The 18863-nt window shown below is 68.6% G+C and carries 15 protein-coding genes; 12 read left to right on the forward strand and 3 right to left on the reverse strand.

What is annotated here, in order from left to right; all coding sequences use genetic code 11:
• Nucleotides 1–116 precede the first annotated feature (116 nt).
• The 5 genes from pdhA to OG2516_RS03245 are packed head-to-tail and all read left to right on the forward strand — an operon-like array spanning nucleotide 117 to nucleotide 4395.
• Entirely contained in the window at nucleotides 117–1133 is a 1017-nt protein-coding gene (gene pdhA / locus OG2516_RS03225; protein WP_007254180.1) for a pyruvate dehydrogenase (acetyl-transferring) E1 component subunit alpha, read from the forward strand.
• Nucleotides 1134–2522, forward strand: coding sequence for a pyruvate dehydrogenase complex E1 component subunit beta (locus tag OG2516_RS03230; RefSeq protein WP_007254181.1), 1389 nt, complete (start codon nucleotides 1134–1136; stop codon nucleotides 2520–2522). It abuts the gene before it with no gap.
• 4 nt (nucleotides 2523–2526) lie between these two features.
• Nucleotides 2527–2784, forward strand: a complete 258-nt coding sequence (locus tag OG2516_RS03235) for a hypothetical protein (protein WP_007254182.1) — start codon at nucleotides 2527–2529, stop codon at nucleotides 2782–2784.
• The gene (locus tag OG2516_RS03240) at nucleotides 2771–3037 is read left to right on the forward strand and encodes a hypothetical protein (RefSeq protein WP_007254183.1); all 267 of its coding nucleotides are present in this window, start codon (nucleotides 2771–2773) and stop codon (nucleotides 3035–3037) included. The genes OG2516_RS03235 and OG2516_RS03240 overlap by 14 nt, the downstream gene beginning before the upstream one ends.
• Nucleotides 3037–4395: a pyruvate dehydrogenase complex dihydrolipoamide acetyltransferase gene (locus OG2516_RS03245; protein ID WP_007254184.1), complete on the forward strand. Its 1359-nt coding sequence runs from the start codon at nucleotides 3037–3039 to the stop codon at nucleotides 4393–4395. The genes OG2516_RS03240 and OG2516_RS03245 overlap by 1 nt, the downstream gene beginning before the upstream one ends.
• Before the next feature lie 98 nt (nucleotides 4396–4493).
• Here OG2516_RS03245 and OG2516_RS18855 read toward each other — a convergent pair whose 3' ends face one another.
• Together OG2516_RS18855 and pyrH are read right to left on the reverse strand one after the other, a co-directional pair.
• A complete protein-coding gene (locus tag OG2516_RS18855) occupies nucleotides 4494–7643 on the reverse strand; it encodes an ExeM/NucH family extracellular endonuclease (RefSeq protein WP_007254185.1) in 3150 nt (1049 codons plus the stop codon).
• Nucleotides 7644–7789: 146 nt separating this feature from the next.
• Nucleotides 7790–8515: a UMP kinase gene (gene pyrH / locus OG2516_RS03255; protein WP_007254186.1), complete on the reverse strand. Its 726-nt coding sequence runs from the start codon at nucleotides 8513–8515 to the stop codon at nucleotides 7790–7792.
• Nucleotides 8516–8623: 108 nt separating this feature from the next.
• Here pyrH and miaA point away from each other — a divergent pair, with 108 nt between their 5' ends.
• The 7 genes from miaA to OG2516_RS03290 all read left to right on the forward strand — a co-directional run bounded on the left by miaA (nucleotide 8624) and on the right by OG2516_RS03290 (nucleotide 18181).
• Nucleotides 8624–9496, forward strand: coding sequence for a tRNA (adenosine(37)-N6)-dimethylallyltransferase MiaA (gene miaA, locus OG2516_RS03260; RefSeq protein WP_007254187.1), 873 nt, complete (start codon nucleotides 8624–8626; stop codon nucleotides 9494–9496).
• Between the two features lie 111 nt (nucleotides 9497–9607).
• Complete coding sequence (locus OG2516_RS03265) at nucleotides 9608–10432, forward strand: helix-turn-helix domain-containing protein (RefSeq protein ID WP_007254188.1); 825 nt, start codon at nucleotides 9608–9610, stop codon at nucleotides 10430–10432.
• A 182-nt stretch (nucleotides 10433–10614) separates the two neighbouring features.
• Nucleotides 10615–12282, forward strand: coding sequence for an ABC transporter substrate-binding protein (locus OG2516_RS03270; protein WP_007254189.1), 1668 nt, complete (start codon nucleotides 10615–10617; stop codon nucleotides 12280–12282).
• Between the two features lie 102 nt (nucleotides 12283–12384).
• Nucleotides 12385–13443 carry an ABC transporter permease gene (locus OG2516_RS03275; RefSeq protein ID WP_007254190.1) on the forward strand — a complete coding sequence of 353 codons (1059 nt, stop codon included), beginning with the start codon at nucleotides 12385–12387 and terminating at the stop codon, nucleotides 13441–13443.
• 301 nt (nucleotides 13444–13744) lie between these two features.
• Nucleotides 13745–15112, forward strand: a complete 1368-nt coding sequence (locus OG2516_RS03280; protein WP_156799332.1) for an ABC transporter permease — start codon at nucleotides 13745–13747, stop codon at nucleotides 15110–15112.
• A gap of 66 nt (nucleotides 15113–15178) precedes the next feature.
• Nucleotides 15179–17266: a dipeptide ABC transporter ATP-binding protein gene (locus OG2516_RS03285; protein WP_007254192.1), complete on the forward strand. Its 2088-nt coding sequence runs from the start codon at nucleotides 15179–15181 to the stop codon at nucleotides 17264–17266.
• Between the two features lie 60 nt (nucleotides 17267–17326).
• On the forward strand, nucleotides 17327–18181 hold the full coding sequence (locus OG2516_RS03290; protein WP_007254193.1) for a DUF1206 domain-containing protein: 855 nt from the start codon (nucleotides 17327–17329) through the stop codon (nucleotides 18179–18181).
• Between the two features lie 4 nt (nucleotides 18182–18185).
• On the opposite strand, the gene OG2516_RS03295 is transcribed toward OG2516_RS03290, so the two are convergent.
• Nucleotides 18186–18779, reverse strand: coding sequence for a lytic transglycosylase domain-containing protein (locus OG2516_RS03295; RefSeq protein WP_007254194.1), 594 nt, complete (start codon nucleotides 18777–18779; stop codon nucleotides 18186–18188).
• Nucleotides 18780–18863 lie beyond the last annotated feature (84 nt).

An 18863-nucleotide genomic window follows, 5' to 3' on the forward strand; every position in this document is an offset into this window, starting at 1 on the left:
AAGCCGCGGTGTCTTGTCGGGCACGGCAGACGTGTTAGCTTTTCCGGGTGCAGGGGCGGGAGACCTCTGCTAGGGATAGTTTAGCTTTAAACGATCTGCCGCAGAGGGAGGATTCGATGGCCACCAAGAAAGCGGGTGCCAAGCCCAACGTGTCGGCCGAGGAGCTGCTCCACTACTACCGGGAGATGCTGCTCATCCGCCGCTTCGAGGAAAAGGCCGGCCAGCTCTACGGCATGGGCCTGATCGGCGGCTTCTGCCACCTCTACATCGGCCAGGAAGCCGTCGTCGTCGGGCTCGAGGCCGCGGCCGACGAGGGCGACAAGCGCGTCACCTCCTACCGCGACCACGGCCACATGCTCGCCTGCGGCATGGACCCGAAGGGGGTCATGGCCGAGCTCACCGGCCGCGAGGGCGGCTACTCCAAGGGCAAGGGCGGGAGCATGCACATGTTCTCCAAGGAGAAGCACTTCTACGGCGGCCACGGCATCGTCGCCGCCCAGGTGCCGATCGGGGCCGGCCTGGCGCTCGCCGACAAGTACCTCGGCAACGACCGCGTCACCTTCACCTACTTCGGCGACGGCGCCGCCAACCAGGGCCAGGTCTACGAGACCTACAACATGGCCCAGCTGTGGGACCTGCCCGTCGTCTTCGTGATCGAGAACAACCAGTACGCCATGGGCACCTCCGTCAAGCGCTCGACCAAGAGCCCGAGCCTGTGGGAGCGCGGCGCGGCCTACGGGATCAAGGGCGAGGAGGTCGACGGCATGGACGTGCTCGCGGTCAAGGCCGCCGGCGAAAAGGCCGTCGAGCACTGCCGCGCCGGCGACGGCCCTTACATCCTCGAGGTCAAGACCTACCGCTACCGCGGCCACTCGATGTCGGACCCGGCCAAGTACCGCACCCGCGAGGAAGTCCAGAAGATGCGCGACGAGCGCGACCCGATCGAGAGCGTGCGCACCATGCTGCTCGACGGCAAGCACGCCTCTGAGGACGACCTCAAGTCGATCGACAAGGAGGTGAAGGACCAGGTGAACGAGGCCGCCGAGTTCTCCAAGGAGAGCCCCGAGCCGGCCATGGAAGAGCTCTGGACCGACATCTACGCCAAGGAAATTCCGCAGGGGGAGGCCGTCTGAATGGCAACCGAGATCCTGATGCCCGCGCTCTCTCCGACGATGGAGGAAGGCACGCTGGCCAAGTGGCTGGTGAAGGAGGGCGACACCGTCTCCTCGGGTGACATCCTCGCCGAGATCGAGACCGACAAGGCGACGATGGAGTTCGAGGCCGTCGACGAGGGCACCATCGGCAAGATCCTCGTCGAGGAAGGCACCGAGGGGGTGAAGGTCAACCAGCCCATCGCCGTGCTGCTCGAGGAGGGCGAGGACGCCTCGGCCGCCGACGACGTGTCTTCCGGCGCCGCCGAGCCCGCCGCCGCGCCCGAGGGCGACACCGACACCCGCGAGGCCAAGGCCCCCGCCGCCGCCGCGCAGCCCGCCGATCCGCCCAAGGCCGACGCCAGCCCCGACTATCCCGAGGGCACCGAGACCAAGACGATGACCGTCCGCGAGGCGCTCAACAGCGCCATCGCCGAGGAGATGGAGCGCGACGAGAACGTCTTCATCATGGGCGAGGAGGTTGCCGAGTACCAGGGCGCCTACAAGATCACCCAAGGCCTGCTCGACCGCTTCGGCGACAAGCGCGTCATCGACACGCCGATCACCGAGCACGGCTTCGCCGGCATCGGCGTCGGCGCGGCCTTCGGCGGGTTGCGCCCGATCGTCGAGTTCATGACCTTCAACTTCGCCATGCAGGCGATGGACCAGATCATCAACTCCGCGGCCAAGACGCTCTACATGTCCGGCGGCCAGATGGGCTGCCCGATGGTGTTCCGCGGCCCCAACGGCGCCGCCGCCCGCGTCGGCGCGCAGCACAGCCAGGACTACGCCGCCTGGTATGCCTCGGTGCCAGGCCTCAAGGTGGTGATGCCCTACAGCGCCGCCGACTACAAAGGCCTCTTCAAGTCTGCGGTGCGCGACCCGAACCCGGTGATCTTCCTCGAGAACGAGATCCTCTACGGCCGCTCCTTCGAGGTGCCGGTGCTCGACGATTTCACCATCCCCTTCGGCAAGGCCAAGATCGCCCGCTCGGGCAGCGACGTCACCATCGTCAGCTGGGGCATCGGCATGTCCTACGCGCTCGAGGCGGCGGAGAAGCTCGCCGGCGAGGGCGTCGAGGCCGAGGTGATCGACCTGCGCACCCTGCGCCCGCTCGACTACGCCACGGTGATCGAGAGCGTGAAGAAGACCAACCGCTGCGTCACCGTCGAGGAGGGCTGGCCGGTGGCGTCGCTGTCCAACCACCTGTCGGCCTACATCATGGAGAACGCCTTCGACTGGCTCGACGCGCCCGTGCTGAACTGCACCGGCAAGGACGTGCCCATGCCCTACGCGGCCAACCTCGAGCGTCACGCGCTCATCACCACCGACGAGGTCGTCGAGGCGGTGAAGAAGGTCACCTACCGCTAGGCTCATGGAAGTGCTGGGCCATGACAGCGCGCGCGAGGCATACCGGATCAAGGCGCATGGCTTGACCGCGCTCGTGCCCGACGGCCTGATATCGGAGCGCCTGGCCCTCACCGGGGGCCGGGGACACCAGACCGCCTACGAGTGGCTCGCCCGGAACGCGGCGGCGCTCGAGCGGACGCTTCTAGACCTGCGCGAGGGACGGCCGGTGCGGCCGCCCTTCGACCGGGTGGACCTCGAGGAGGAAAGCGATGTCCGACACTGAGATCGAAATCGTCCGCTCCCGCGACGGCGGGCGCGCGTTCGACATCGTCGTCTTCGCCGGCGACGCCAAGTACTGGGGCACCGTCCCCGCCGAGGTGCTCGACAGCGAGGTCGGCCCGGACGCCGACGAGACGGCCCGCGCGGCCTGGATCGGCGCCAACGGCGACGCCATTTTAGCCGCCCTGCGCGCCGCAGCCGACGGCGGCACCGCCCCCGCCCCCTTTTCCAGCGTCGTCCTGACGGAGAAACAGTAATGCCCACCGAGATCCTGATGCCCGCCCTGTCGCCGACCATGGAGGAAGGCACGCTGGCCAAATGGCTGGTCAAGGAGGGCGACACCGTCTCCTCCGGCGATCTGCTCGCCGAGATCGAGACCGACAAGGCGACGATGGAATTCGAGGCCGTCGACGAGGGCGTGGTCGGCAAGATCCTCGTCGAGGCGGGCACCGAGGGGGTGAAGGTCAACCAGCCCATCGCCGTGCTGCTCGAGGAGGGCGAGAGCGCCGACGATATCTCCGACACCCCCGCCACCCCGAGCGGCGACGCCGATTCCCACGCCGAGCCCGCCGCCGCCTCCGAGGCGACCGAGCCGCAGAAGGGCTACGGCCGTGGCGACGCCCCTGCCCCTGCCCCGGCGCCGTCCGGCGGTGGCGAGGCCGCGCAGGAGAAGGGCGAGCGCATCTTCGCCTCGCCCCTGGCGCGCCGCATCGCCAAGGACAAGGGCCTCGACCTGGCCCAGCTGAAGGGCTCCGGCCCCAAGGGGCGCATCGTCAAGGCCGACGTGGAGAAGGCCGAGCCGGGCCAGCAGCAGGCCGCGCCGAAGGCCGAGGCGCCCAAGGCGGCGGCGACGGCGGGCGGCGAGAAGCCCCCGATGCCCGCCGGCATGGGCGCCGATGCGGTGCTCAAGATGTACGAGGGCCGCGAGTTCGAGGAGGTCAAGCTCGACGGCATGCGCAAGACCATCGGCGCGCGCCTGACCGAGGCCAAGCAGACCATCCCGCACTTCTACCTGCGCCGCGACATCCGGCTCGACGCGCTGCTGAAGTTCCGCTCGCAGCTCAACAAGCAGCTCGAGGCGAAGGGCGTGAAGCTGTCCGTCAACGACTTCATCATCAAGGCCGGCGCGCTGGCCCTGCAGGAAGTCCCCGACGCCAACGCCGTCTGGGCGGGCGACCGCATCCTCAAGCTCAAGCCCTCCGACGTGGCCGTCGCCGTGGCCATCGAGGGCGGGCTGTTCACGCCGGTGCTGAAGGACGCGCACCAGAAGTCGCTCTCGGCGCTGTCGGCCGAGATGAAGGACCTCGCCAAGCGCGCCCGCGACCGCAAGCTCGCGCCGCACGAGTACCAGGGCGGCTCCTTCGCGATCTCCAACCTCGGCATGTTCGGCGTGGAGAACTTCGACGCGGTCATCAACCCGCCGCACGGCTCGATCCTCGCCGTCGGCGCCGGGGTGAAGAAGCCGGTCGTCGGCGAGGACGGCGAGCTGGCCGTGGCGACGGTGATGTCGGTGACGCTCTCCGTCGATCACCGCGTCATCGACGGCGCCCTCGGCGCGCAGTTCCTCTCCGCCCTAAAGGCCAATCTCGAGGCCCCGATGACCATGCTCGCCTGACGGCGCCCCGCCCCGGACGAGCCAACGCCCCCGCAGGCAATTGCGGGGGCGTTTTCGTGCCCGGACCCGCGTGCGGGCCCGGGCAGGAGCGCGAGGCCTCAGACGAAGGCGAACGTGTCGTCGGCGAACTGGATGTCGTCGAAGTCCGACACGCCGCGCAGCTCGATCCTGTCGCCGTCGCCCTCGAGCGTGAGGGTGACCTTCTTCTTGCTCTCCCTGACCTTCTCGATCTCGATGCCCTGCAGGTCGAGCAGGTCCATCTCGGTGTCGAAGTCCCTGATGCGCAGCTTGTCCTTGCTGCCGTCGTCGGCGAGGCCGGCGGCGAAGATGATGGTATCGGCCCCGCTCCCGGTCCAGGCACGGTCCTTGCCGCCGCCGATCTCGAAGGTGTCGTCGCCCGCGCCGCCGTACAAGCGGTCGTTGCCGGCGCCGTCCATCAGCAGGTCGTCGCCCGCCCCGCCGTAGGCGCGGTCGTTGCCCGCGCCGGCGTCGATGTCGTCGTCGCCGCCCGCGCCCCGGAGCCGGTCGTTGCCGCCGAGCCCCTCGATCAGGTCACGCTCCCCGGTGCCGGTGAGACGGTCGTTCCTGTCGGTACCGGCGAAGCGGTTGTCGTAGCCGTCGAGGTCGAGACCGACGAGGATCGGGTCGTGGTCGGACGACGCGAAGGGCGAGTCGGCGTCGAACAGCGCCTCCTGCGGGTCGGGCACCACCTGGAAGGACCGCTCTTCCGGGTCGAGGACGTTGTCGTTGTAGGAGAGGTAGCTCGGCTCGTCGGAGTTGATGTGCCACTCCGTCACGCCGGTCACCGACTCCAGCAGCGGCTGGTTGGCGAGGGCGTAGTCGAGCGTGCCCCACTGGCCGGAAAAGCGGTAGGAGTACGCCTCCTCGCCGAGGAAGCTGGTGGCGAGATCGGTGAAGTCGTCGGCCGTGCCGATCATGTCGTCCGCGCCGGCCTTGATCTCGTCGATCGGGTCTTCCTTGGCGTAGGCGTTGAGGTCGCCGAGGATCAGCTGATCGGCGTCGCTCGTGCCGGTCGGGTTGGTGGCGAGCCACTTCACGAGCTCGTCGGCGGCCATCTTGCGGGTCAGCGCGCCGTTGCCCTGCCCGTCGTCGAGGTTCGGATCGCCATCGACGGGCGAGCCCTTCGACTTCAGGTGGTTGTTCACGGCGGTGAACTGCTCGCCGGTCGCCTTCTCCTCGAAGGTCACGGCCAGCGCCGGGCGGTTCTTGGGCCCGGTCTCGAGCGGCGCGACGAAGGCGTCGGTGTCGAGAATCGCGGCCGAGGTGCCGTCGGCGATCTTCATCGTCTCGGTATCGTAGATGAAGGCCACCTTGATCGCGTCGGTGCCGATCACGCCGGTGTCGACCGCCGCGTAGGTGCGGTCGGAGACGGCGTTGAGAGCGGCGACGAGCGCGTCGGTCGCGGCGCCGTCGTCGTTCTCGATCTCGATCAGCCCGACCACGTCGGCATCCAGCGCATCGAGGGCGGCGACGATCTTCGACGTCTGGCGCGCGAGTTCGGCCTCGCTGTTGGCGCCGCGCGGGTCCTGGCCGTTGACCGTGCTGCTGCCGTCGTCGAGCGTGGTGAAGTAGTTGAGCACGTTGAAGCTCGCCACCTTCACGTCACCGCCCACATCGGCGGGCGCCTCCTCGCGCGGGTTGGTGTTCTCGAACTCCACCGGCACCGCCTCGGTCGGCTGCAGCTTCCAGTCGCCGAAGCTGTAGGACATCACGCCGGTCAGGCCGGTGATCGTGTCGCCCGCGCCGAACTCCTCCACGTCGAGGAACGGCAGCTCGTCCGGGTTCTGCGCGGTGCTTCCGTCGTCGAGGATGATGCGCGTCGCCAGGTCCTGCGCCTGCCAGGCAGCGTATCCGTCCGGGTCGGGCTCGTGGATCTGGGTGAATTGCGGCACCTGACCCTGTGTGGAGAGCTGCACCTCGCCGTAGCGTTCGTAGTTGAACAGCTGGGTGATGGTGAGCTCCTGCTCGAACGTCACCCGCATCCCCTCCAGCGCCTCGAAGGACTCGCCGTCCATCAGCGGAAGTTCGACCGAGATGGCCTTCGGGAGCTTCACGTCGCTCTTGAGGACATCGATTTTGGCGACGGAGGTGAGCTGGGTCAGTCCGTAGAACTCGTCGACGGTGCCGCTCACCGAGACGAGATCGCCCTCTGACACGACGGCATTAGGCGCATAGACGAAGATGCCTTCGGAGGTGCTGGCGTCGTGGTCCTGATCGCGCTTCTCCTCCTGCACGTAAAAGCCGCGCATCCCGTCGACGTAGACGCCGGTGACGACGCCCTCGATGGTGACGAGATCCCCCTCGATCTCCGAGGCGCTGCCGCTGCCCTGGATCTCGCTGATGAGCACGTCGCGGTAGTCGTCGTTCTCGATGGTCAACGTGCCGGTGTCCTTGGCGATGGTCGCATCGGTCGTGCCGGTGATGCCGGAAAGGACGACGCTGAGGCTCTCGGCCGTCTCGCTCACCTCGTCGCCGGCGACGGCGACGGTGATGGTGCGCGTCTCGCCCTGCGTGCCGGCGAAGCTCAGCACACCGGACTGCGCCACGTAGTCCTCGCCCGCGGTCGCAGTGCCGTCGGCGGTGTCGAAGTCGACGGTGAACGGTCCCGAGGCCGCGCCGGCCAGCGTCACCGTCAGCTCGACGAGCGTCTCGCCGTCGTCGCCCTCGATGACGGACGCATCGGAGATGGTCAGCTCCGGCGCGGGCGGGCCGGAGACGTAGGTGCCGATGGGGAACGGCGTTCCGGCGTCGGCGTTGCTCGACTCACCGTCGAGGGCGTTCTTGCCGGAGAAGGTCCAGTCGGCGATGTCGAAGGTCGTCGAGGCCGAGCTGTCGTCGGCGCGGTAGGCCCAGCCGTCGAGGTATTCCCAGGGCTGGTTGGTGCCGTCGACGTCGATATCGCCGAAGACGTCGATCACCGCGCCGTCCTGGAACAGCTCGATGGCGTCGTCGCCGTTGATGGACGCAGCGCTGGTCGTGTAGTCGGGCGCGAAGCCGAAGAAGGCCTCGAAGCCGGGCGTCTCGCTGGCGATGTAGATCTTGTCACCGGCCGAGGCCGAGACGGCCGAAAAGGTGAATTCCTCGCCGTCGCTGCCGCCGCCGTTGTTCGCCGAGCCGATCCCGTAGATCGACAGATCGGCGATGTCTTCCGTCACCGTGAGCTCGATCGCCTTCGGCACGCCTCCCGAGCGAGGTCCGTCGATGATTCCCGTGATGATGATGGCCATGTATCCCCCGCCAGCATGTGTTTGAACGGCCGGGGCTGCCCTCTTCAGCGGCCCCGGCCGTCAGCATGGGGGAGATTTTTGACCAGAGGATCAAAATCACGAAACGATTTGTTAACTTCCGTCGCGGCACAGTGCCCGACGGGGGCTCACCCGTGGACGCGGGTATAGGTGCCCTCGCCGGCCAGGATGCCGCGGAAGCCGCCGGGTTCGTCGAGGGAGAAGACGATGATCGGCAGGTTGTTGTCGCGGGCCAGCGCGATGGCGGAGGCATCCATGACGCCGAGGTGCTTCTGCAGGCATTCGTCGTAGCTCACCGTCTCGTAGCGGCGGGCGTCGGCGAACTTCTTGGGGTCCTTATCGTAGACCCCGTCGACCTTGGTGCCCTTGAAGATCGCCTCGCAGTTCATCTCGTTGGCGCGCAGCGTGGCCGCGGTGTCGGTGGTGAAGTAGGGGTTGCCGGTGCCGGCGGCGAAGATGCAGACGCGCTTCTTCTCGAGGTGGCGCACGGCGCGGCGGCGGATGTAGGGCTCGGCCACCTCGTCCATGCGGATCGCGCTGATCACCCGGGTGAAGACGTTGAGCTCTTCCAGCGCCGACTGCATCGCCAGCGCGTTCATCACCGTGGCCAGCATGCCCATGTAGTCGGCGGTGGTGCGCTCCATCCCCTGGGCCGAGCCGGCGAGGCCGCGGAAGATGTTGCCGCCGCCGATCACCATGCAGATCTCCACCCCGAGATCGTGGACCGACTTCACCTCCTGCGCGATCCGCGCAACCGTCGGCGGGTGCAGGCCGTAGCCCTGGTCGCCCATGAGGGCCTCGCCGGAGATCTTCAGCAGCACCCTCTTGAACGTCGAATTCTGGCTGTCGGCCATCGGGATGCTCCTCTTTATGCCGCCGGCAAAATGTCGGAAAAGCCGGGGTGGTTCAATGGCGGCGGAGGCAGAAATCGTGGGCATCCTCACGGCAGGCGACGGCTCGGCGTGATCCGGCCCGAGGAGGTTCCCGCCGACCGCCCGGTGCTGATCGCCGGACCGACGGCGAGCGGCAAGTCGGGCCTGGCGCTCGCGATCGCCGAGGCGGGCGGCGGGGTCGTCGTGAATGCCGACGCGCTGCAGGTGTTCGACGGCTGGCGGCTGCTCACCGCGCGGCCCTCGCCGGAGGACGAGGCGCGCGCGCCGCACCGGCTCTACGGGCACGTCCCGCGCGACGCGGCCTACTCGGTGGGCGACTGGCTGCGCGAGGTCGCGCCGCTGCTCGGGGGGCAGGAGCGGCCGATCATCGTCGGCGGCACCGGGCTCTACTTCGCCGCGCTCACCGAGGGGCTGGCGGAGATCCCGCCGACGCCGCCCGGGCTGCGCGCCGAGGCCGATGCCCTGCCCCTGCCCGTCCTGCGCGACGGGCTCGACCCGGCGACGGCGGCGGGCCTCGATCTCGCCAACCGCGCCCGCGTGCAGCGCGCCTGGGAGGTGCTGCACGCGACCGGGCGCGGCATGGCGGCGTGGCAGGCGGAGACGCCGCCGCCGCTGCTACCGCTGGAGGCCGCGACGCCGCTGGTGCTGCGGCCCGAGCGGGACTGGCTGGCCGAGCGCATCGCGCGGCGCTTCGATTCGATGCTCGAGGCGGGTCTCGTCGAGGAGGCCCGCGCGATGGAGCCAGCGTGGGATTCGGCACATCAGAGCGCGCGCGCCATCGGGGCGGCGGAGATGATCGCCCATGTCCGCGGCGAGTTGTCCCTGCGTCAGGCCCGCGACGCCGCGATCGTCGCGTCGCGCCAGTATGCCAAGCGGCAAAGGACCTGGATGCGCAAGAGGATGGCGGATTGGCGCCCGATCCCGCTCCCGCAGCCGGACTGACCACAGACTTATCCACAACTCCCTCGCCTTCCCCCTGCGGCAAGGGGTTGATCCTGCCCGCCGCACCGACGACCTTACGCTACGACAAGCAGCCACCGTGGGGGGACGGAGATGTTCGATCAGCTGCCACACGACGCGTCGGAGAACCGCCTCGATCTGCGCGCGCTCTCGCACGGCCACGGCGAGAGCCGCTGGCGCACCGAGGCCATGCGCAGCCACCGCAGCCCGCGGCTGATCTTCGTCGGCCGGGGCCAGGGGCGGATCACCGTCGCCGGGCTGACCTCGGGCTACGGGCCCAACAACCTGATCTTCCTGCCCGCCGGCACGATGTACGGGATGGAGGTCGGCTCGACGGTCTACGCCCAAATCCTGACGATCCCCAACGCGATGGCCACGGAGTGGCCCGACGAGCCCGTGCACCTGCGGCTGCGCGACGTGGTGCAGCAGAAGCAGTTCGCGCTGATCTTCGACCATCTCGAGGCCGAGCTGCGCTCCGACGCCACCGCCCACACCCGCGCCGCGCACTACCAGCTCGGGCTGCTGTCGGTGTTCTTCGAGCGCCAGATGCAGAGCTACGCCGAGGAGGAGCGCCGCCAGACGGCGCAGGCCCGCCTCGTCGCCGCCTATACGGACCTCGTCGAGCGGCACTACCGCAGCCGCCGCACCGTCGCCGACTACGCCGCCGCGCTCGGGGTGACGCCGACGCACCTGACCCGCTGCTGCAACCGCACCTGCGGCCGCTCCGCCCACACCATCCTGAGCGACCGGGTGCTCTACGAGGCGCGGCTGATGCTGCGCCAGACCCGTCTGCCGATGAAGCGCATCGCCGAGGACCTGGGCTACACCACCGCCGCCTACTTCAGCCGCGCCTTCACCAGCGAGACCGGCATGACCCCCTCCGCCTTCCGCCGGATGGGCCCGCTTCCCGCCGGCTGAGGGCGACGCGCCCGATCCGGTCGCGTCGGCCGCCGAGTCGTTTTCGTTGCAGGAAGCGGCGGATCTAGCCGTTGACCTCGGCTGCGCAAACATGCGCAAATGTTCGCCGAAGCGCGGCGCGCCGGCCCCGAGCGACGGGATCGCCTTCGCCCCGCTGTCCAAATTCGCCAGGGAGGCATTCCATGATCGACACGCACAAGCCGCTCCATCCGGCCGCCGAGATGTACGCCCGCGAGGTTGCCGAGGGCAAACTCGACCGCCGCGAGTTCCTGACCCGCACCACCGCGCTCGGCGTCAGTGCCGCCACCGCCTACGCGCTGATCGGGGCCGAGCCCGCCGCCGCCGAGGCGCACGCGATGGCGCAGGACGGCGGCACCATGCGCATCCTGACCGAGGTGATCGCGCTCAAGGATCCGCGCTCCGCCGACTGGTCGGAGATCGCCAACTTCTACCGCGGTTGGCTCGAGTACATGGTCGAGTACAACCGCGACGGCACCCTGCGCGGCATGCTGCTCGAGGATTGGGAAGCGAACGCCGACGCCACCGAGTACACGCTCCACGTCCGCCCCGGCGTGACCTGGAACAACGGCGACGAGTTCAACGCCGACGACGTGGTGCGGATGTTCGAGTACTGGTGCGACGCCGATGTCGAGGGCAACTCGATGGCCGGCCGCTTCTCGAACCTGATCGACCCCGAGACCAACCAGCTCCGCGAGGGCGCGGTGACGAAGGTGGACGACATGACCGTCAAGGTCACCACCCAGGAGCCGGACATCTCGATCATCGTGTCGATGTCCGACTACCCGGCCGCCGTCGTCCACGAGAGCCACGACCCGGCGAACATGATCGAGAACGCCATCGGCACCGGCCCCTTCCTGCCCGTCAGCCTCGAGCCCGGCGTCAAGGGCGTGCTGGTGCGCAACGAGGATCACGACTGGTGGGGCAAGGAGGCCGAGGGCTTCGGCGGCGCCTACGTGGAGCGGGTCGAGTTCATCGACTACGGCTCCGACCCGGCGGCCTGGATCGCGGCGATCGAGTCCGACGAAGTCGACATGCTCTACGAGAACGTCAACGAGTTCATCGACATCGCCGACGCGCTCGGCTGGGAGAAAAGCGAGGTGGTCACCGGCTCGACGGTGGTGCTGCGCTTCAACCAGGAAACTCCGGTGGGCGATATGGTGCCCTACGCCGACCAGCGCGTCCGCATGGCGCTGGTCAAGGCGGTGGACAACGCCGTGCTGCTCGAGCTCGGCTACAGCGGCCTCGGCGTCGTGGCCGCCAACCACCACGTCGCGCCGGTGCATCCCGAATACGTCGACATCGGCCCCGCCCCCTACGCGCCCGAGGAGTCGATGGCGATGCTCGAGGAGGCCGGCATGGCCGATTTCGTGCACGAGCTGGTCTCGCTCGACGACGGCTTCAATCGCAACACCGCCGACGCCTGCGCCGCGCAGATCCGCGACGCCGGCATCGCCATCGAGCGCACGGTCATGCCCGGCTCGACCTTCTGGAACGACTGGACCAAGTACCCGTTCTCGCTGACCGAGTGGAACCACCGCCCGCTCGGCGTGCAGGTGCTCTCGCTCGCCTACCGCACCGGCGAGGCGTGGAACGAGTCGGCCTATTCGAACCCCGAGTTCGACGCCAAGCTCAACCAGGCGCTGTCGATCGCCGACGCCGAGGAGCGTGCGGTCGTGATGGCGGAGCTCGAGACCATCCTCCAGAACGACGCGGTGATGATCCAGCCCTACTGGCGCTCGCTCTACCGCCACTTCCGCCCGGGCGTGGTCGGGGCCGAGATGCACCCCGCGTTCGAGATTCACGTCTACAAACTCGGATTTACCGGCTAAAGTTACAGAACGGGCCGCCCCCGGGCGGCCCGGTCCAAGCCCCGCGCGGGCGCGCGCGGTAAGAGCAGGCGGGCCAACCCGTCGCAGGAAACAGGGAACCCGATGGGACTGTTCATACTGAGGCGGCTGGGGCTGATGGTGCTCACGGCCCTATGCCTGACCTTCATCGTCTTCTTCCTCACCAACCTCTACCCCAACCTCGAGAAGCTCGCGAAGACGGAAGGCAACTTCCGCATGACCGACGAGCAGGTCGAAACGTACCTGGGCAACCGGGGCTACCTGCAGCCCACGATCACCAAGTACGGCCAGTGGCTCGGGGTGCTGCCGGGCTATGTAATCGAGGGCACCGACGGCATCTGGCGCTCGCGCTGCGCGGGCGAGCTCGGCGAGACGGCCAGCCTGCCCGAGGACGCGGCGCGCTTCTGCGGCGTGCTGCAGGGCAACTGGGGCTTCTCGTCGGTCTTCCGGGACGATGTCGAGAACATCATCGCCACGCGCCTCGCGCTCACCGGCAAGCTCATGTTCTGGGTGATGGTGGTGATGGTGCCCGGCGCGCTGATCATCGGCGTGCTGGCGGGGATGCGCGAGGGCTCGCGCACCGACCGCTCGCTGTCGACGGTGTCCATCCTGACCACGGCGACGCCGGAATACGTCTCCGGCGTGATCTTCATCGCCGTCTTCGCCTCGACCGCCGTGGGCCTGCGATGGTTCAACGGCTCGGCGACCTCGGCCATGGACGACGCCAACTTCACCAACTTCACCCTGCCGGTGCTGACCATCGCGCTCTACGGTATGGGCTACATCGCGCGGATGACGCGGGCGTCGATGACCGAGGTGATGACCGCGCAATACATCCGCACGGCGCGGCTCAAGGGGGTGAGCTTCCAGAACATCGTGCTGAAGCATGCGCTGAGAAACGCGCTGATCGCGCCGTTCACGGTGATCATGCTGCAGTTTCCGTGGCTTCTGAACGGCGTGGTGATCGTCGAGACCATCTTCAACTACAAGGGCTTTGGCTGGACGCTGGTGCAGGCGGCGGGCAACAACGACATCGAGCTGCTGCTCGGCGTCTCCGTGGTCTCCGTCTTCGTGGTGCTGGTGACGCAGCTGATCTCCGACATCGGCTACGTCTACCTCAACCCCCGTATCCGGATCAGCTGAGGGGCATGACATGGATCCTTTGACCTGGACTGGTGAACTCGGCGGCGTGCTCGACCCGCTCCTGCGCTGGGCGGCGATGGCCTGGGGCTTCGGCGTGCTCGGCTACCTCGCCGCGACGATGGTGACGCCGGGCGACGTGCCCGTCTCCGTCGCCGGGCGCAACTTCGGCGACATGTTCAACCAGGTGCCGACCTCGGTGGCCCAGCTGTTCTTTCCCGCGCTCGTCATCGGGCTGGCGCTCTACGGGCTGGAATACGCCTGGTCGGCGCCGACGCTGAGGACATGGCTGACCGAGACCGGCATGCCGGGCTGGACGGCGGCGGTGCTGACGGCGGTCGCCTTCCTCGCGCTCGGGGCGGTGCTGGCCTGGCTGTTCCAGCGCCTGACCATCGACGTCTACACCACGATCATCCGCTGGGCCTTCCTCGCGATCGTCCTGCTGGCACTGCTCTACCTGCTGGGCGGCGTGCTGATGCCCTACGGCGAGACCGGCATCGTCGGCGCCATCGCCGCGCGCTTCACCCCGGTCTGGATCGCGCTGGTCGTCACCTTCGCGCTGTCGATCCTGACCAAGCGGCGCACCGGGCTCTACGGCAAGCTCTTCGACTCGACCATCGGGATGATCGGCTTCGGCCTGGTGATGTTCTGGGTCTTCACCGCGATCTTCGCCGGGCTCTTCGACATGATCGCCACCCACGATCCGCTGACCCAGATCGTGCAGCTGAAGAACGAGCTGCCGGGCGTGGCGGTGCCGGACGCGGCCGAGGACGGGCTGTTCCCGCACTACCTGCTGGGCGGCGACAACCTGGCGCGCGACATCTTCAGCCGGATGGTCGACGGCGCCTGGGTGGTGATCGGCATCGCGCCGCTGGCGACGGTCTTCGCCTTCATGGTCGGCATCACCCTGGGCCTGCCGGCGGGCTATTACGGCGGCAAGCTCGACACGGTGCTGAGCTTCCTCGCAAACCTGATCCTCGCCTTCCCGGTGATCCTGCTGTTCTACCTGCTGGTGACGCCCGAGATCATCGCCACCGGCATCCCGAACTACATGGCGACGTTCCTGTTCGTCTTCCCGATCATCTTCCTCGCGGTGCTGCTGAATTCGCGCTACCACACGCGCCCCGCGCTGCGGCTGCCGCTGCTGGCGGCGGTGCTCGGCGTGACGGGGTGGATCTACCTGTCGCTGATCAGCGAGGTCGGCTCGCCGGTGTCGATCCTGCCGGGCTGGCTCGACGCCTTCGACGTGCCGGGCGGCATCCTCGTGGTCTTTGTCTCGGTGGTCTTCGTGAACTCGCCCACGGTGTTCCGCATCGTCCGGGGCCTGGCGCTCGACATCAAGACGCGCGACTACGTCGCCGCCGCGCAGACCCGTGGCGAGGGGCCGTGGTACATCATGCTCTGGGAGATCCTGCCCAACGCGCGGGGGCCGCTGATCGTCGATTTCTGCCTGCGCATCGGCTACACCACGATCCTGCTCGGCACCCTCGGCTTCTTCGGCCTCGGCCTGCCGCCCGAGAGCCCCGACTGGGGCACGACGATCAACGACGGCCGCCGCCTGCTGTCGATCTACCCCCACCCCGCCCTGCCGCCCGCCTTCGCGCTGCTGACGCTGGTGCTGGGGCTGAACCTGCTGGCGGACGGACTTCGCGAGGAAAGCCTCAAGGACTGACCGAGGGACCGGGGGCCAGCCCCCGGACCCCCGGGATACTTGACGAACAGAGACTGGGAGAGGCGCGTGCGCAAACCGAGCAAGTACAAGGGCCCGATCCTCGAGATCGACAACCTGTCCATCTCCTTCTTCACGCGCCTGCGCGAGATCCCGGCGGTGATGGACTTCTCCTGCACCGTCCAGCCCGGCGAGGCGATGGGCCTCGTCGGCGAATCGGGCTGCGGCAAGTCGACGGTGGCGCTCGGCGTGATGCAGGACCTCGGCGTCAACGGGCGGGTCGTGGGCGGCTCGATCCGGTTCAAGGGGCGCGACCTCAACGAGATGACCGCCGAGGAGCTGCGCCACATCCGCGGCCGCGAGATCGCGATGATCTACCAGGAGCCGATGGCCTCGCTGAACCCGGCGATGAAGATCGGCCGCCAGCTCATGGAAGTGCCGATGATCCACGAGGGCGTCAGCGAGAAGGAGGCCTGGCGGCGCGCGCTCGAGGTGGTGGCCGACGTCAAGCTGCCCGACCCAGAGCGAATGCTGCGCTCCTACCCGCACCAGCTCTCGGGCGGCCAGCAGCAGCGCATCGTCATCGCCATGGCGCTGATGGCCAACCCCTCGCTGCTGATCCTCGACGAGCCCACCACCGCGCTCGACGTGACCGTGGAGGCGGCCGTGGTCGAGCTGGTGAAGGATCTGGGCAAGAAGTACGGCACCTCGATGCTGTTCATCAGCCACAATCTCGGCCTCGTGCTCGAGACCTGCGACCGGATCTGCGTGATGTATTCCGGCGAGGCGGTGGAGACCGGCTCGATCGAGGATGTCTTCGACAAGATGCGCCACCCCTACACGCAGGCGCTGTTCCGCTCGATCCCGCTGCCGGGCGCCGACAAGAACGCCAAGCCGCTCGTCGCCATCCCCGGCAATTTCCCCCTGCCCCACGAGCGCCCGCCGGGCTGCAACTTCGGGCCGCGCTGCGACTACTTCGTCAAGGGCCGCTGCGACGCGCAGGAGATCCCGATGTTCGACGTGGAGGGCAACGACCGCCACGAGACGCGCTGCATCCGCTATGACGAGATCGACTGGTCGATGATGCCGCTCGGCGGCGCCGGCAAGGAGAAGTCGGCGCCCGGGCAGGTCGTGCTCAGGATGGACAACCTCAAGAAGTACTACGAGGTCGCCGCCAACGCGCTCTTCGGCGGCGGCGAGACCAAGGTGGTCAAGGCCAACGAGAGCCTCAGCTTCGAGGCGCGCGAGAGCGAGACGCTGGCCATCGTCGGCGAGTCGGGCTGCGGCAAGTCGACCTTCGCCAAGGTGCTGATGGGGCTGGAGACGGCGACCGACGGGGAAATCCTGCTTGACAACAGCAACATCGAGCAGATCCCGATCGAGCAGCGCGACACGCGCACCATCGCGGACGTGCAGATGGTGTTCCAGAACCCGTTCGACACGCTGAACCCGTCGATGAGCGTGGGCAGCCAGATCATGCGCGCGCTCGAGCTGTTCGGCGTGGGCGACACCCAGCAGGAGCGGCGCGAGCGGATGCTCGAGCTGCTCGACCTCGTCAAGCTGCCCCGCGCCTTCGCCGAGCGCATGCCGCGCCAGCTCTCGGGCGGCCAGAAGCAGCGCGTCGGCATCGCCCGCGCCTTCGCCGGCGGCGCGCGCATCGTCGTGGCCGACGAGCCGGTCTCGGCCCTCGACGTGAGCGTGCAGGCGGCGGTGACCGACCTGCTCATGGACATCCAGCGCGAGCAGAAGACGACCCTGCTCTTCATCTCGCACGACCTCTCCATCGTGCGCTACCTGTCGGATCGCGTCGTGGTCATGTATCTCGGCCACATCGTCGAGACGGGCACCACCGAGCAGGTCTTCGCGCCGCCCTACCACCCCTACACCGAGGCGCTGCTCTCGGCCGTGCCCATCGCCGACACGCGCGTCGAGAAGAAGCACATCGTGCTCGAGGGCGACATCCCCTCGGCGATGAACCCGCCGCCCGGCTGCCCCTTCCAGACCCGCTGCCGCTGGAAGGACCGGGTCCCGGGCAACAAGTGCGAGACGGAGCTGCCGCCATACCGCGACCTCGGCGACGGGCACCGCTCGCTCTGCTGGCTCGACGACGCCGAGCTCGCATCGATGGAGCCGGTGATCAAGGTCGCCGCCGAGTAGGCGGGAACCGGCCGCGCCGCCGCGGCATTGGCCCTCTGAAGCATCAAGAGGAACAAGCCGATGTCGAAGACCGATCTGTCCTGGGCCGTGCCCGTCATGCGGGCGGGCTATGCCGGCCGCGGGCTGGTCTACGTCGTGGTCGCCGGCTTCTCGCTCTGGGCGATCTGGCGAGGCGGGCAGGCGGAGGGCACCGGCACCGCGCTCCAGAGCCTCGAGACGACGACGGGCGGCGGCGTGGTGCTCGTGCTGATCGTGCTGGGGCTGCTGGCCTACATGGTCTGGCGGCTGGTCGACGCCTTCTGGGACCTCGAGGCCTACGGCACCGACGGCGAGGGCATGGTCGCGCGCACCGGCATGGTCGTCACCGGCCTGATCCACGGCGCCATCGGCGTCGGTGCGGCGGCGATCCTGTTCGGCTCCGGGTCGGGCGGGGGCGGCAGCTCGGCGACGACGCGCTGGCTGGAAGAGCTGATGTCGCAGCCCGGCGGCCGCTGGGCGGTGGGCATCGCCGGTCTCGTCACCATCGGCGCGGGGCTCTACTACCTGCACAAGGCGTGGAAGGAGACCTACCGCAAGGAGCTGCGCGCGAGCCGGTTCACCACCCGCTGGAACGGCCTGCTGAAGGCGGGCGTGGCGGCGCAGGGCGTCGTGGTGCTGATCGTCGGCGGGCTGATCCTCTCGGCGGCGCTGAGCAGCAACGCCAGCGAGGCCGGCGGGCTCGGCTCGGCCTTCGGCTGGCTCTATGAGCAGGCCTACGGGCGGATCCTCGTGACACTGCTCTGCGTGGGGCTGCTGATGTTCGCGCTGTTCTGCTTCGTCAACGCCGCCTACCGGATCGTGCCGAAGGTGGCCGGCGACGACATCGAGACCCTCGGCCACAGCCTCAAGGCCAAGGCCCGCGCGGCGGCGAGCTGAGCCGTCACTCGCCGAGGATCACCGCGACGTAGTTCCGTGTCTCGGCATAGGGAGGGATGCCGCCGTAGCGCTGCACCGCTCCCGGCCCGGCATTGTAGGCCGCGAGCGCCAGGCGCCACGAGCCGAAGGTGTCGAACTGCATCCGCAGGTAGCGCGCGCCGCCGTCCAGGTTCTGGTTTGGGTCGGCCGGGTCGACGCCGAGCTGGCGGGCTGTGGCCGGCATCAGCTGGGCGAGGCCGAGCGCGCCCTTGTGGCTCCGGGCGTTCACATTCCAGCGGCTCTCCTGGTTGACGAGGCGCAGGAACAGCTCCTCCGGCACCCCGTGCCGCCGAGCGACGGTGCGGGCCACGTCGGTCCAGGCGCCCCGGTAGCGGCCGTCGTAGGCGACGTTCAAGCCCTCGGCCTGCGGCGTGCCGGGCACCACCACGCGGGGCGGCTGAAGACGGACGGAGTTGGCGTATTGCGCCGCGGCGCGGCTGTCGAGCACGTCGAGCTGCGAGCGGAACAGGGCGCTGCGGTTGGAGGTGGAGAGCGTCTGCGCCTCCGCGACGCTTCCCAGCGTCAGCCCGAGCACAAGTGCCAGCTGGAATCCCCGCATCCCTCGTCCCTCTCGTCGATCCCTCGGGGCAGAATACCGGAAAACCGGGATTTGGCCAGCCAGCAAGGTAAGGCGTTGGCAACC

Source organism: Oceanicola granulosus HTCC2516 (genome assembly GCF_000153305.1).
Lineage (GTDB): Bacteria > Pseudomonadota > Alphaproteobacteria > Rhodobacterales > Rhodobacteraceae > Oceanicola > Oceanicola granulosus.